The 13,997-nt window shown below is 65.1% G+C and carries 15 protein-coding genes; 10 read left to right on the top strand and 5 right to left on the bottom strand.

Annotated elements, in window-relative coordinates; genetic code table 11:
- Positions 1-46: 46 nt before the first annotated feature.
- From ftsY to rpoH, 4 genes are all read left to right on the top strand, one after another.
- On the top strand, positions 47-1,555 hold the full coding sequence (ftsY, locus tag Q2K57_RS05970) for a signal recognition particle-docking protein FtsY (protein WP_304526354.1): 1,509 nt from the start codon (positions 47-49) through the stop codon (positions 1,553-1,555).
- Between the two features lie 11 nt (positions 1,556-1,566).
- Entirely contained in the window at positions 1,567-2,235 is a 669-nt protein-coding gene (gene ftsE, locus Q2K57_RS05965) for a cell division ATP-binding protein FtsE (protein WP_304526353.1), read from the top strand.
- Positions 2,232-3,224 (top strand): permease-like cell division protein FtsX, encoded by a 993-nt coding sequence (ftsX, locus tag Q2K57_RS05960; protein WP_112053940.1) that lies wholly within the window; start codon positions 2,232-2,234, stop codon positions 3,222-3,224. Before ftsE ends, ftsX begins: the two co-directional genes overlap by 4 nt.
- 216 nt (positions 3,225-3,440) lie before the next feature.
- Entirely contained in the window at positions 3,441-4,310 is an 870-nt protein-coding gene (gene rpoH / locus Q2K57_RS05955; RefSeq protein WP_112053939.1) for an RNA polymerase sigma factor RpoH, read from the top strand.
- Between the two features lie 161 nt (positions 4,311-4,471).
- On the opposite strand, the gene slmA is transcribed toward rpoH, so the two are convergent.
- The 5 genes from slmA to coaBC all read right to left on the bottom strand — a co-directional run bounded on the left by slmA (position 4,472) and on the right by coaBC (position 9,511).
- Positions 4,472-5,089 carry a nucleoid occlusion factor SlmA gene (slmA, locus tag Q2K57_RS05950; RefSeq protein WP_112053938.1) on the bottom strand — a complete coding sequence of 206 codons (618 nt, stop codon included), beginning with the start codon at positions 5,087-5,089 and terminating at the stop codon, positions 4,472-4,474.
- Between the two features lie 86 nt (positions 5,090-5,175).
- Positions 5,176-6,078 (bottom strand): acetylglutamate kinase, encoded by a 903-nt coding sequence (gene argB, locus Q2K57_RS05945; protein WP_112053937.1) that lies wholly within the window; start codon positions 6,076-6,078, stop codon positions 5,176-5,178.
- Between the two features lie 140 nt (positions 6,079-6,218).
- Positions 6,219-7,601: a phosphomannomutase/phosphoglucomutase gene (locus Q2K57_RS05940; RefSeq protein WP_304526352.1), complete on the bottom strand. Its 1,383-nt coding sequence runs from the start codon at positions 7,599-7,601 to the stop codon at positions 6,219-6,221.
- A gap of 57 nt (positions 7,602-7,658) precedes the next feature.
- Positions 7,659-8,186, bottom strand: coding sequence for a dUTP diphosphatase (dut, locus tag Q2K57_RS05935; RefSeq protein WP_304526351.1), 528 nt, complete (start codon positions 8,184-8,186; stop codon positions 7,659-7,661).
- Positions 8,183-9,511 (bottom strand): bifunctional phosphopantothenoylcysteine decarboxylase/phosphopantothenate--cysteine ligase CoaBC, encoded by a 1,329-nt coding sequence (coaBC, locus tag Q2K57_RS05930; protein ID WP_304526350.1) that lies wholly within the window; start codon positions 9,509-9,511, stop codon positions 8,183-8,185. The genes dut and coaBC overlap by 4 nt, the downstream gene beginning before the upstream one ends.
- Positions 9,512-9,881: 370 nt before the next feature.
- Here coaBC and radC point away from each other — a divergent pair, with 370 nt between their 5' ends.
- The 6 genes from radC (at position 9,882) to Q2K57_RS05900 (ending at position 13,937) form a co-directional block, all read left to right on the top strand.
- Positions 9,882-10,556, top strand: coding sequence for a DNA repair protein RadC (radC, locus tag Q2K57_RS05925; protein WP_304526349.1), 675 nt, complete (start codon positions 9,882-9,884; stop codon positions 10,554-10,556).
- A gap of 358 nt (positions 10,557-10,914) precedes the next feature.
- Positions 10,915-11,151, top strand: a complete 237-nt coding sequence (gene rpmB / locus Q2K57_RS05920; protein ID WP_092522890.1) for a 50S ribosomal protein L28 — start codon at positions 10,915-10,917, stop codon at positions 11,149-11,151.
- Positions 11,152-11,176: 25 nt separating this feature from the next.
- Positions 11,177-11,332, top strand: a complete 156-nt coding sequence (gene rpmG / locus Q2K57_RS05915; RefSeq protein ID WP_092522892.1) for a 50S ribosomal protein L33 — start codon at positions 11,177-11,179, stop codon at positions 11,330-11,332.
- Between the two features lie 121 nt (positions 11,333-11,453).
- Positions 11,454-12,338, top strand: coding sequence for a bifunctional DNA-formamidopyrimidine glycosylase/DNA-(apurinic or apyrimidinic site) lyase (mutM, locus tag Q2K57_RS05910; protein WP_304526348.1), 885 nt, complete (start codon positions 11,454-11,456; stop codon positions 12,336-12,338).
- An 88-nt stretch (positions 12,339-12,426) separates the two neighbouring features.
- Entirely contained in the window at positions 12,427-13,617 is a 1,191-nt protein-coding gene (locus Q2K57_RS05905; protein ID WP_304526347.1) for a class I SAM-dependent rRNA methyltransferase, read from the top strand.
- On the top strand, positions 13,617-13,937 hold the full coding sequence (locus Q2K57_RS05900; protein ID WP_304526346.1) for a DUF2007 domain-containing protein: 321 nt from the start codon (positions 13,617-13,619) through the stop codon (positions 13,935-13,937). Before Q2K57_RS05905 ends, Q2K57_RS05900 begins: the two co-directional genes overlap by 1 nt.
- Positions 13,938-13,997 lie beyond the last annotated feature (60 nt).

Genomic DNA, 13,997 nt, shown 5'->3' with positions numbered 1-13,997 from the left:
ATGGTACGATGAGCTAATTCTCCGCACTCGAGACCAGATCACGCCCATGTTCGGATTTTTCAAGCGCAAGAAGAAGCAGGACCCGGCACAGCAAGAGCCGTCGCCGGACCAGGAGGTCACCCCCGGCGCGTCGGAAGACGTCGACGATGACGCTTCCGCGACGAACGCCGATACCGAAGAGCGGCCCGCCGATGCAGCCCCCTCCCAGGCCCAGTCTGGCGAGGCGCCGCCAGAGACACCGGCCGAGCCTGAGGATGCCGCCGATAAGGCTGCTGACGACGCGCCGGCTGCGCCGCGCCAGGACGCTGAGCAGGCGCCGGACGTCAGCCCCGAGTCTGGTACGACAAAGTCTGATTCAGTAGGCCCTGATAAAAAAGTGCCTGATACAGAAGAGCTCGAGAGTGACGAGCGTCCGGTCGCCGCCGCGGAGGTGGAACTGACGCCCGAGCCGGAGGCCGCGACGCCGGTACCCGAGGCGTCGCCTGAGCCTGACGCTGCACCTGAGCCGAGCGCCGACGGCCGCGACGACCAGTCTGCCCTGCCGCAGGAGGGCCGTCAGCCGGAGGCGGACTCGCCAGAGAAGGACTCGTCAGAGAAGGACTCGTCAGAGAAGGGCAAGAAGAAAGGCTGGTTCGCCCGTATCAAGGAAGGCCTGGGCAAGACTCGCGCCAACCTGAGCGATGGCGTCGCCGATCTGTTCCTCGGCAAGAAGCAGATCGACGACGAGCTGATGGAGGACCTCGAGACCCAGCTGCTGATGGCGGATGTGGGCATCGAGGCGACCACTGAGATCATCGATCGCCTGACTGCTCGGGTCTCGCGCAAGGAGCTCAAGGAGCCCCAGGCGCTTTATGACGCCCTGCAGGATGAGCTGGCCGCGCTGCTCGAACCGGTGGCCAAGGACCTGGTGCTGCCCGAGAAGGGGCAGGGGCCCTTCGTCATCCTGATGGTCGGGGTCAACGGCGTTGGCAAGACCACCACCATCGGCAAGCTGGCCAAGCGCTTCCAGGGCCAGGGGCGCAGCGTGATGCTGGCCGCCGGCGATACCTTCCGTGCCGCCGCCGTCGAGCAGCTCAAGGTGTGGGGCGATCGCAACAGCGTGCCGGTGATTGCCCAGCACACCGGCGCCGACAGTGCCTCGGTGATCTACGATGCGCTCTCCGCGGCCAAGGCCCGGGGCATCGACGTGCTGATCGCCGATACTGCCGGGCGCCTGCACAACAAGGGCCATCTGATGGAGGAGCTCAAGAAGGTGCAGCGGGTGATGGGCAAGCTCGACGCCGCCGCACCCCATGAGGTGATGCTGGTGCTCGACGCCGGCACCGGTCAGAACGCGCTGTCCCAGGCGGCCACCTTCAACGAGGCGGTGCCGGTCACCGGTATCACCCTGACCAAGCTCGACGGCACCGCCAAGGGCGGCATCATCTTCGCTCTGGCCAAGCAGCTCGGCACGCCGATCCGCTATATCGGCGTCGGCGAGACGGTCGACGACCTGCGGCCCTTTGCCGGCCGTGACTTCGTCGATGCTCTCTTCAATGCGTCGCGCAGCGAGTGAGACGCTAATCGATGATCGCCTTCGAACATGTCGGCAAGCGCTACGGTGGGCGCTTCGAAGCCCTGGCCAATATCGACTTCCGGGTCCAGCGCAGCGAGATGGTCTTTCTGACCGGTCACTCCGGGGCCGGCAAGAGCTCGCTGCTGCGCCTGATCATGCGCCTGGAGCGCCCGTCCCGTGGCAAGGTGCGGGTGGCCGGCCATGACATCGCTGGCCTGCACGCAAGCCAGGTGCCTTTCTACCGGCGCCAGATCGGCGTGGTCTTTCAGGACCATCAGCTGCTCTTCGACCGGGATGTCTTCGCCAACGTGGCGCTGCCGCTTGAGATCCAGGGCGCCGAGCCCCGTGAGATAGCACGTCGAACCCGGGCGGCGCTGGATAAGGTGGGGCTTCTGCATCGGGAGAAGGCGCTGCCCATCGAGCTTTCCGGCGGCGAGCAGCAGCGGGTGGGTATCGCCCGGGCGGTGGTCAACAAGCCGGCGCTGCTGCTGGCCGACGAGCCAACCGGCAACCTCGACCCCCAGCTCTCCGCCGATATCATGACGCTGTTCGAAGATTTCAATCGCATTGGCACCACGGTGCTGATTGCGAGCCACGATCTGGCGCTCATCGCCCGGCTGCGCCATCGTGTGCTGCGCCTGCGGGACGGACGTCTGATCGGCGACCAGGAGGCCACATGAGCGAACGCGAGAGCGGTAAAGCGGCTCGTTCGTCCTCGCAGCGCGGCGCCCGCAGCCAGCGTCCCGTGATGCGCAGCCGGCTCGGCGCCTGGGCTCGCCACCATCGGGCCATGTGCCTGGACAGTGCCGGCCGGCTGATTCGCACTCCTGTCGCCAGCCTGCTGACCATGCTGGCGATCGCCATTGCCCTGATACTGCCGACCGCCCTGTGGCTGTCCCTGGACGGCGCCAGGCTGCTGGATGCCGAGCTCGATGAGAGCGCGACCCTGACGGCCTATCTGGCAAGCGACGTCGATGAGCGCGAAGCGATGCGGGTGGCTGAAGCGCTGGGTGCCTCCCCGGCGGTCGAGGCGGTACGGCTGATCACCGCCGCCGAAGGCATGGCCGAATTCCAGCAGGCGCTGGGGCTCGAGGATGCCCTGGAGCGACTGGAGACCAACCCGCTCCCGGCAAGCGTGGTGGTCTCGCCCAAGGATGCGTCGCCCGAGGCGATGCGCGCGCTGGCGACCCAACTGGAGGCGGTCAGCGGCGTCGACGAGGTGCGCGTGGACCTGGCCTGGCTCGAGCGCCTCAAGCGCCTCGCAGAGCTTGGTCGGCGGGTGACGCTGGCGCTCGGCGTGCTGTTTGGCCTGGGCGTGCTGCTGGTAGTGGGCAACACCATTCGTCTGGCCGTGGAGAGCCGCCGCCAGGAAATCGAAGTGGTGACCCTGATCGGCGCCACCCACGGTTTCGTGCGCCGCCCCTTCCTCTACAGCGGCGCCTGGTATGGCCTGGGGGGCGGGCTGCTGGCCTGGGCGCTGCTGGCGCTTGGCAGGCAGTGGCTGAGTGCCCCGGCCACGGCGCTGGCCGAGAGTTACGGGGCAAGCTTCACAATGCCTGGGCTGGATGGTGCAGGTTCGGCAACGCTATTGATTTCGAGTACACTACTTGGTTTGCTGGGGGCCTGGATCGCGGTTTCGCGCCATCTGGCTGACATTCGTCCCCGGTAAGCTACACTGCGTGGCGATGCGGATATCGCATGGCGATAGACTGGCATTCACCGGAACTTTATGGTCTGGTGGACGTCAAACTTGCGAAACGTTAGTCATCTAATGATCTGGGTTCTATCCCCTAGCCTTGATCATGACGTCCGCTCCCGCGCACAAGCGATTCATCTTTATGTTCTTGTGCGCACGATACTGAGGGCAAACTTGGAGACATCCTGCATGAGCACCAGTCTTCTGCCTGCTGGCCATCTTTCCCCGGGCCATGACCTGAACGGGTACATTCAGGCGGTCAACGGTATTGCCGTGTTGACCGCCGACGAAGAGCGCGAGCTGGCCTTCCGCCTTCATGATGAGAACGATCTCGAGGCGGCCCGTCGGCTGGTCATGTCGCACCTGCGCTTCGTGGTACATATTGCCCGCAGCTATTCCGGCTACGGCCTGCCCCAGGCAGACCTTATCCAGGAGGGCAACGTGGGACTGATGAAAGCCGTCAAGCGCTTCGACCCGCATCAGGGCGTGCGTCTGGTGTCCTTCGCGGTGCACTGGATCAAGGCCGAGATCCATGAGTTCGTGCTGCGCAACTGGCGCATCGTCAAGATCGCCACCACCAAGGCTCAGCGCAAGCTGTTCTTCAACCTGCGCAGCGCCAAGAAGCGCCTGGCCTGGCTGAACAATGACGAGGTCGATGCCATCGCTAAGGACCTCGACGTCAAGCCGCATGTGGTGCGCGACATGGAAGGGCGGCTGTCGTCCTACGACGCCGGCTTCGATGCGTCGCCGAGCGATGACGATGAGTCCTCGTCTTACCAGGCGCCGGCAAACTTCCTCGATGACGGCCGCTACGATCCGGCGACTCAGCTCGAGGACAGCGATTGGGAGCAAGACTCCACCCGTCGCCTGCGCGAAGCGCTGGGCGAGCTCGACGAGCGCTCTCAGGACATCCTGACGCGTCGTTGGCTAAACGAGCCCAAGGCGACCCTGCACGATCTGGCAGATGTCTATGGCGTTTCCGCCGAGCGTATCCGTCAGCTCGAGAAGAATGCCATGAAGAAGATCAAGCAGCAGATCGGCGACGCCTTGGTGGCCTAGTCATCCGAAGCTTAAGCCTCGCCGACTGAGTGCGGTCGGCGACATGCGCTGACATGAAAACCCCCGGTGCCTTGGCATCGGGGGTTTTGTGTTTCTGGGCCATTGCCTCTGGGTCATGGTCACTGAGTAAGCATTCTTCGCGTCAGTGACATTGGCCGCTGTCAGGCGCGGGCGAGATCCGGGACGTCGACGAGCAGGCGCTCGGCAAGCAGCGTCCACTGGTCGTCCCAGAACTCGGTGGGGCGGCGCTTGAAGTCGCTCCTGACGTACTGGGAGATCTGGCCCTCCACGTGCACCATCAGCAGGTTGGCACTGGCCGAGGCAGAGACCCGCGGCCGGCAACGCTCGTTAAGCTCGGCCTCGCGCAGCACCTGCTTGAGCTGAGTTTCCAGGCGCTCGAAGAGCTGGTGGATGCGCAGGCGCAGACGCGCGGTCTCGCCGGTCAGGGCGTCGCCGCCGAGCAGCCGGGACAGGCCCGGGTTCTTCTCGGCGAAACCGAGCAGCAGGGTGATAATCTGCTGGCAGCGCGGCAGGGTTTCCGGGGTCTCGTCGAGGATGCGCCGGATGCGCTCGAACAGGCTCTCCTCGATGAATTCGATCAGCCCCTCGAACATGCGCGCCTTGCTCGGGAAGTGGCGATACAGCGCAGCCTCCGAGACACCGACCTGGCGGGCCAGGGCGGCGATGGTGATGCGCTTGCCGCTGTCTTCCTCGAGCATCAGCGCCAGCGCCTGGAGGATCTGCTCGCGGCGGTTGGGTTTGTTGGTTTCCTGCGTCATGAGCTTCTTCTAATAATATTTTGGGATCTTGAACTCATCCTACTGAGCCTCCGCAAGCGGGGCAAACCGTTAAGAGAGACTCGTGATCAGTGCTCGCTTTCAAGAATTTGGGTGCCGACCCCGGCCTTGGTGAAGATTTCCAGCAGGGTGGCGTGGGGGACGCGACCGTCGATGATGTGCGCGCTGGCCACGCCGCCCTTGACGGCCTCGAGGGCGCAGCGGATCTTCGGCAGCATGCCGCCATGGATGGTGCCGTCGGCGATCAGGTCGTCCACGTCCTGGGTCGAGAGCCCGGTGAGCACTTCACCCTCGGCGTTCATCAGTCCCGCCACATTGGTCAGCAGCATCAACTTCTCGGCGGACAGCGCCTCGGCGACCTTGCCGGCCACCAGGTCGGCGTTGATGTTGTAGCTGCGGCCGTTCGCGTCGACGCCGATCGGTGCGATCACCGGAATGAAGTCGCGGGCGGTGAGCATCTCGATCAGTTCGGTGGAGACGTGCTCGACCTCGCCGACATGGCCGATGTCGATGATCTCTGACGCCGTCATCTCCGGGCTCTTCTGTTCGACCTTGAGCTGGCGGGCGCGGATTTGGGCGCCGTCCTTGCCGGTCATGCCGATGGCCTTGCCGCCGCACTGGTTGATCAGGTTGACGATGCCCTTGTTGACCAGCCCGCCCAGCACCATCTCGACCACGTCCATGGTCTCGGCGTCGGTGACGCGCATGCCGTTGACGAAGCGCGACTTGATCTTGAGCTTGTCGAGCAGCTCGCCGATCTGTGGGCCGCCGCCGTGAACCACCACCGGATTGATGCCGACTTCCTTCATCAACACCATGTCGCGGGCGAAGGAGTCGATCAGGGTGTCCTCGGTCATGGCGTTGCCGCCGTACTTGACCACCACGGTCTTGCCGGAGAAACGCTGGATGTAGGGCAGGGCCTCGGAGAGGACCTCGACGACCTGGCGGGGGTCGCGTGTATGTTCACTCATGACATGTCTCTGGTTGCGTCGCCCCCATCATGGCCGGGGGCGTGTTCGAGCGGCGACGGTGGCGTGGCGCCGCTCTCGAGAAGATAGGGTTGGGCATTAACCCTAAAAGGTCGTTTTCAAAAGCCATCGACCCGCCGCGATCAGAACGGCAGCGCGATGCTCGGATCGATTTGCTTGAGGGCATCGCCGAAGCGTGCCTGGATACGCTCAAGCGCCGCTTCGCTCTTGCCCTCGAAGCGCAGCACCAGCACCGGTGTGGTGTTGGAGGCGCGGCACAGGCCCCAGCCATCAGGATAGTCGACGCGGATGCCGTCGAGGGTCGTCTTGACGCCGTCCTCGCCGAAATCCGCCTCCCGAGCCAGACGCTCGACCAGGGCGAACTTGGTCTCGTCGGTGACGGTGATGTTGAGCTCCGGCGTGCCCAGGTCCTGTGGGAAGCGGGCGAAGAAGTCGTCGGCGTTCTGATCCTGCTTGGCCAGGATCTCGAGCAGGCGGGCGGCGCCGTAGAGGCCGTCGTCGAAGCCGTACCACCTTTCTTGGAAGAAGATGTGGCCGCTCATTTCACCGGCCAGCAAGGCGCCGGTCTCCTTCATGCGCGCCTTGATCAGCGAGTGGCCGGTGCGCCACATTTCCGGGGTGCCACCGGCGGCTTCGATCACCTGAGCCAGGTTGCCGGTGCACTTGACGTCGAAGATCACCCGGGCGCCTGGGTTGCGCTCGAGCATGTCCTCGGCGAAGGCCATCATCAGCCGGTCCGGATAGATCAGCTCGCCTGCGGGGGTGATTACGCCTAGGCGGTCGCCGTCGCCGTCGAAGGCCAGCCCGATGTCGGCGCCGGTTTCCTTGACGGTGCGAATCAGGTCGGTGAGGTTCTCGGGCTTGCCCGGGTCCGGGTGGTGATTGGGGAAGGTGCCGTCGATCTCGGCGAACAGCGGGATGGTCTCGATGCCGAGGCGCTCAATGAGCTGGGGCCCGAGCTCGCCGGCCACGCCGTTGCCGCAGTCGACCACCGCCTTGAGCCGCCGTGCCGGGGTAATGTCGCCAAGGATGCGCGCGAGGTATTGCTCGCGGACGTCGGCCTCGCGGATGCTGCCCTGGCCGCTTATCAGGTCACCCTCGACGATACGCGTGTGCAGGGCGGTGATGGCCTCGCCGGACAAGGTCTCGCCGGCGAGCACGATCTTCAGGCCGTTGTAGTCGGGCGGGTTGTGGCTGCCGGTGACCATCACGCCGGAGGCGGTGCCGTCGAGCACGTGGGTGGCGTAGTAGAGCACCGGGGTCGGCACCATGCCGATGTCGATGACGTCCTGGCCGGCGGCGGCCAGACCGCGCATCAGGGCGGCCGCCAGGCGCGGGCCGGAGAGGCGACCGTCGCGGGCCACCACTACGGTGGATTCGCCGCGTGCGGCGGCCTCGCTGCCGATGGCGCGCCCGATCTGCTCGACGCCGGCTTCGGTAAGGGTGTCATCGACGATGCCGCGAATGTCATACGCGCGGAAGATCGAAGCGGGTACCTGTGTCATGAGGCCATTCCTTCGCTAGAGGCTTGTGTAGGAGGGGCATCCGGGCCCCGAATGCATTCAGTGGCGCCCGGAGCTACCGAAACCGCCGGTGCCACGCTGGCCGGTGCCCCGTTGACTAGAGTCACGCTGACCAGAGCCATCCTGACGCGCGTTGGACAGGCCGGCGTCGAAGTCATCGACGACCTCGAGTTCTGCCTGTACCACGGGTACTAGCACGTACTGTGCCAGGCGCTCGAAGGGCTCGAGCACGAAGCGTGTCTGGCCGCGATTCCACACCGAGATCATCAGCTCGCCCTGGTAGTCGGAGTCGATCAGCCCCACCAGGTTGCCAAGCACGATGCCGTGCTTGTGGCCGAGGCCCGAGCGGGGGAGGATCATGCCGGCGAGCGCGGGGTCGGCGATATGCACGGCGAGCCCGGTACGCACTAGCTCGCAATCACCCGGTTCCAGGGTCAGCGGGGCATCGAGCAGGGCGCGCAGGTCCATGCCGGCGCTGCCGGCGGTGGCATAGTGGGGCAGGTGATCGCGGACGCGCTCGTCGAGAATCTTGACGGCCAGGCGCGGGGCGGGAGAAGTCGCGGTCATTGGGGGTCCTGTGGTGAAGACGGGGTGGCAGCGATAGGAGGTGTGGCCAAGGCGCTTTGTTCGAGGCGTTCGAGCAGACAGTCGAGGATCGCTGTGGCCAGCGTGGCCTTGCTCTGGGCGGGCAGTGCGCGGCGGCCGAGGGGGGTGCTGGCGTCAACGGTGCTCGGCCACAGCAGCAGTGCGGCGTTGTGGTCGGCGCCGAAGCCGAGCCCGGCCAGGGAGACGTCGTTGGCGACGATCATGTCGAGGCCCTTGCGGGTCAGTTTGTCCTGGGCGTAGGCCTCGACATCGCGGGTCTCGGCGGCGAAACCCACCATAAAGGGGCGGGGTGCACCAGCGCGGTGCTTGGCCACTTCGGCAATGATGTCGGGATTCTTGACCAGCGTGAGCGTCAGCTCGTCACTCTCCGCGGTCTTCTTGATCTTGTGCTCGCTGACGCTGGCGGCGCGGTAGTCGGCCACCGCCGCGCAGCCGATGAAGACGTCACTTTGTGGCGCCAGGCGATGGGCTTCCTCGGCCATCTCGTTGGCCGAGGTCACGTCGATGCGGTTAACGCCCTTGGGGGTCGCGAGGGTCACCGGACCGCTTATCAGGTTCACGGCGGCACCCAGCGCGGCCGCCGCCTCGGCCAGCGCATAGCCCATCTTTCCGGAGCTGTGATTGGACAGATAGCGCACCGGGTCCAGCGGCTCCCGCGTCGGACCTGCCGTGATGGTCACCGTCAGGCCCTGTGCCGGGCGTCCCCCGGCAGGCGCGGCATCGGGCGTCTTGGTAGGGGCGCCGGGCGCCCTAAAGAGCGCATCGACGATGGCCTCGGGCTCAAGCATGCGCCCGGGCCCGACATCGCCGCAGGCCTGGTCGCCGGCATCCGGGCCCAGCAGCCGCCAGCCGTCGGCCTCTAGCTGGCGGGTGTTGCGGGCCGTGGCCGGGTGGCGCCACATGGCCTGGTTCATGGCAGGGGCCATGGCCTTGTCGGCATCGCTGGCAAGACACAGGGTCGTCAGCAGGTCGTCGGCATGACCATGGACGAGGCGCGCCATCAGATCGGCGGTGGCCGGGGCGATCAGGATCAATTCTGCCCAGCGGGCCAGCTCGATGTGCCCCATGCCGGCCTCGGCCTCGGGGTCGAGCAGTGAGGTGCGCACCGGTTCGCCGGTGAGGGCCTGCAGCGTCAGCGGGGTGATGAAGGCCTGTGCGCCATCCGTCATGACCACGCGTACCTCATGCCCCGCCTTCTTCAACAGGCGGGCCAGGTGGGCGCTCTTGTAGGCGGCGATGCCGGCGCTGATGCCCAGCAGAATGCGCTTGCCGGAGGGTGTTGCCATCTCAGTATCCGAGCAGTGAGCGAAGCTCTTACCTTACCACTCGCAGCATTTCTTGCGTAGCGCCCGGCCTTTTCCCCGAGCTTGCCCTAACCTCGGCTCCCCGTCTTTTCCCCTGTCTTCCCGTCCTGGCCCCGGGGCCGACTGTCGCACTGCGTTAAGCGAGCGCTTGCAAGGTGGCTGGCAGGGCTGGGGTACCTCTGTTAATACTTTTTACTTAGCTGGGTCTTCTATCTACGTGGAGCTTCTGTCTAGGTGGGTCTGTCTAGGTGGGTCTTTCTAGGTGGGTCTGTCTAGATGGGAGGCGGCTCGTCGCCGCCAGAGCAGCAGAAGAGAATGGCGATATCGTAAACTGGACGCAGGGAGGCGTCATATGGCGATTCGAGATTGGCCCGAGGGTGAGCGCCCGCGGGAGAAGTTGCTGACGCTGGGGCCTGCGGCCCTGTCCGATGCAGAGCTGCTGGCGATCTTTCTTCGGGTGGGCGTCAAGGGGCGCTCGGCGGTGGATCTGGCGCGGGATCTACTATTGAATTTCGGCGGGCTGCGACCGCTGCTCGAGGCCGACCGGGCACGTTTCTGTGCCGAACATGGGCTGGGCGATGCAAGCTTCGTGCAGCTACAGGCGGTGCTTGAGATGTCGCGTCGCCACTTGGCAAGCCAGCTCACCCGGGGCGATGCCCTGACCTCACCTTCGCTGGTGCGGGCTTTTCTGGCCTCCAAGCTGCGCCACCTGGGACATGAAGAGTTCGCGGTGATGTTCCTCGACAGCCAGCATCGTGTGATTCACTTCGAATCAATGTTTCGCGGCACGCTCGACAGTGCCTCGGTCTACCCCCGGGAAGTGGCCCGGCGCGCCTTGGCGCTGGGGGCTGGGGCCACCATCCTTGCGCACAATCACCCTTCCGGGGTGGCCGAGCCCAGCGATGCCGATAGACGCATCACGCAGCGACTCAAGGCGGCGCTGGAGCTCTTCGAGATTCGGGTGCTCGACCATTTCGTGGTCGGTGACGGCGAAGTGGTGTCCTTCGCCGAGCGGGGCTGGCTGTAGTGCGTACCGGTTTCGTCCCTGGGCCGTTTCGCTACGGGAAAAGGTGCGGTAAAGTACGTCGCCGAGCGTGGCGGGCCCGAGTGGTCGCCGTCGCGTCCGGTCACACAGCACCTGTCTGTCGTGTAGGTGTCGTGCCAACAAAGAAGCCCGTCTTGACGTCCACGCCAGCGCTCATGGGGGTGCAGGGGTAGGTTGTTGTGCCATTGATGCTTGCCGCGCGTGCCGGCCTCTGGTATAACATGCACCCTTTAGAATTCCCTGGGTTAAATAAGGGGGCATCGAGGCGGTGGCCAGCCGTTCGCCCTACCCGGTTTGCCCGACAGGTTTTGAACAACTCGCCAAGCGGTTGGAGGCTCCCATGTCCAATGTATGTCAGGTTACCGGCAAGCGTCCGGTAACAGGTAACAACGTATCTCACTCCCAGCGCAAGACCCGTCGTCGTTTCTTGCCGAACCTGCATTCCCACCGTTTCTGGGTGGAGTCAGAGAAGCGCTTCATCAAGCTGCGCCTCTCCTCCAAGGGTATGCGCATCATCGACAAGAAAGGCATCGAAGCGGTGCTGTCCGATATCCGCAAGCGCGGCGAACGCGTCTAAGCAGCCTTCTAGGGAGAACTGAGTCATGCGCGATAAGATTCGTATGGTGTCCAGCGCCGGTACCGGCCATTTCTACACCACCGACAAGAACAAGCGGAACACCCCGGACAAACTGGAAATGAAAAAGTTTGACCCGACGATCCGCAAGCACGTGATGTACAAGGAAGCCAAAATCAAGTAAGTCTTGATGGCTCCTGCCGCAGGCGTAAGCCTGTCGCCTAAACCCGGTTAACGCCGGGTTTTTGCGTCTCTGGACGCTCACTATTCGCCCCACGTCCACCGCTCCACGGAACCGTTGTGCCATGCCCGAACTTCCCGAAGTCGAGACCACGCGTCGCGGCATCGCTCCCTATTTGGAGGGACGCGAGATCCGCGAGGTGATCGTGCGCAACCGTCGCCTGCGCCTGCCGGTGCCGGAGGGGCTCGAAAACGCGCTGGTGGGCTCGCGGATCGGGCCGCTTTCGCGCCGTGCCAAGTACCTGATCCTGCCCATCGAGTCGCCGACCGATGGCGCGGCGACCGATGGCGCGCCGGCTGGAGAAGCGTCGCGTGCCGAGGGCGAGACACGACGGGCACTGCTCTGGCATCTGGGCATGTCCGGCAGCCTGCGCATCGCGCGCCTCGGCGACGCGCCGAAAAAGCATGATCATGTCGATCTGGTGATGGAGGGTGGCGCCATCCTGCGCTATCACGATCCGCGCCGCTTCGGCTTCCTCGACTGGCTCGAGGGTGACGTCACAAGCGATCGACGCCTCGTTCGGCTGGGCCCGGAGCCGCTGTCGCCGGCCTTCGATGATGAGCGACTGTTTGAGCGCTCGCGCAAGCGGCGCCTGGCCGTGAAGCCCTTCCTGATGGATAACGCCGTGGTGGTGGGGGTGGGCAACATCTACGCCGCCGAGGCACTGTTCCTTGCCGGCATCGATCCGCGCCGAGCCGCCGGCCAGATATCCCGCGAGCGCTATGTGCGCCTTACCGCGGCAATCCGCGAGGTGCTGTCGGCGGCTATCACCCAGGGCGGCACGACCCTGCGCGACTTCGTCAGCGGCACCGGGGAGCCGGGCTATTTTGCCCAGCGCCTCAACGTCTACGGCCGTGACGGCGAGCCGTGCCGGCGCTGTGGCAGGGAGCTTCGCCTGGTCACCCTTGGCCAGCGCGCCAGTGTCTTTTGCCCCAGTTGCCAGACCTGATTCGATCTACCCGCTGGGCCCGCGCGTTGCCGGGCTTGGCAGGGTAGACTGTCCTTACTTTCCTGTTGTCTGTTTGACGGAGACCTCCGTGACCGAACGCCTGCGCTTGAAGAAGAACGCCGACCGCCGCCTGAAGGCTGGCCATTTGTGGCTGTACTCCAATGAGATCGACACCGACGCGACCCCACTCAAGACCTTTGAGCCGGGCGCCCAGGCGGTGATCGAGGCCCATAATGGCCGCGCCATGGCGGTCGCTTACGTCAATCCGCACTCTTTGATCTGTGCCCGGGTGGTGTCCCGGGACCCGGAAATGCGCCTCGACCGCTCGCTGCTGGTGCATCGCTTCAAGCAGGCCCTGGGTCTGCGCCAGCGGCTCTTTGCCAAGCCTTTCTACCGGCTGGTACACGGCGAGGGTGACCTGCTGCCCGGGCTGATCGTCGACCGCTTCGACGACGTGCTGGTGGTGCAGCTCAATACCCTGGGTATGGAGCGCATGGCCGAGCAGGTGATCGATGCCCTCGACAAGGTGCTGTCGCCGCGGGCCATCGTCTTCAAGAACGACTCCTCCGGGCGTCGTCAGGAGCAGCTCGACCGCCAGGTTGAAGTGGTCAAGGGCGAGCTGCCCGAGGAAGTGTTGCTCGAAGAAAACGGCGTGCGCTTCGTTGCCCGGGTGCTCGACGGCCAGAAGACCGGCTGGTTCTATGACCACCGCGACAACCGCGCCTGGCTCAACAAGCTGGTGGCCGGCAAGCGCGTGCTGGACGTCTTCAGCTATGTCGGCGGTTGGGGCGTGCAGGCGGCGGCTCACGGTGCCAGCGAAGTGCTGTGCGTGGATGCCTCAAGCGATGCGCTCGAGCACGTGGCCGCCAACGCCGCGCTCAATGGCCTCACCGACCAGGTAGCCGTCGGCGAGGGGGATGCCTTCGAGGCCATGGCCGCGCTCAAGGCCGATGACGAGCAATTCGACGTGGTTATCCTCGACCCGCCCGCCTTCATCAAGAAGCGCAAGGATATTCCCAGCGGTGAGCGGGCTTACTCGCGCCTCAACCGTGAGGCCATGCGCCTGCTGGGTCGTGACGGCTTGCTGATGAGCGCCTCCTGCTCGATGCACCTGGCGCCGGAGCGCCTCGTCGAGTGCGTGCGCGGGGCGGTGCGTCACCAGGACCGTCATGGCCAGGTGATCTATCAGGGCCATCAGGGCAGCGATCATCCGGTGCATCCGTCGATTCCCGAGACGGACTATCTCAAGGCGCTCGGCGTGCGAGTGTTCCGCGACTGATGAGTGCCTGGGTGCGGGTCTTCGCCTACCCCAACGCGTTGCTGGTCAGCCATGTGCACAACGTGCTGGAAAGCGCCGGGGTACCGAGCGAGCTCAGAAACCTGACCCTTGGCGGCGGAGCGGGGGACCTGCCCCTTGGCGAGTGCGAGCCCGAGGTGTGGGTAGCGCCGCATAATGCCGCCCGCGCCAAAATGCTGGTGCGCGAGGCCCTCGAGGGGCCTGTCGAGGTTCGCCCTGCCTGGACCTGTCCGGGCTGCGGCGAGCGCCTCGAGGGCGCCTTCGAGACCTGCTGGGCCTGCGGTACGCATCGGCGCGACTGATCCGGCATCGCGGCTGTAATTCGGAAAGGATAATTCGGGAAGGATAGTTCGCAAAGAATA

The organism is Halomonas sp. I5-271120, from assembly GCF_030553075.1.
GTDB lineage: Bacteria > Pseudomonadota > Gammaproteobacteria > Pseudomonadales > Halomonadaceae > Onishia > Onishia taeanensis_A.
This window is presented reverse-complemented; position numbering and strand designations above follow the sequence as displayed.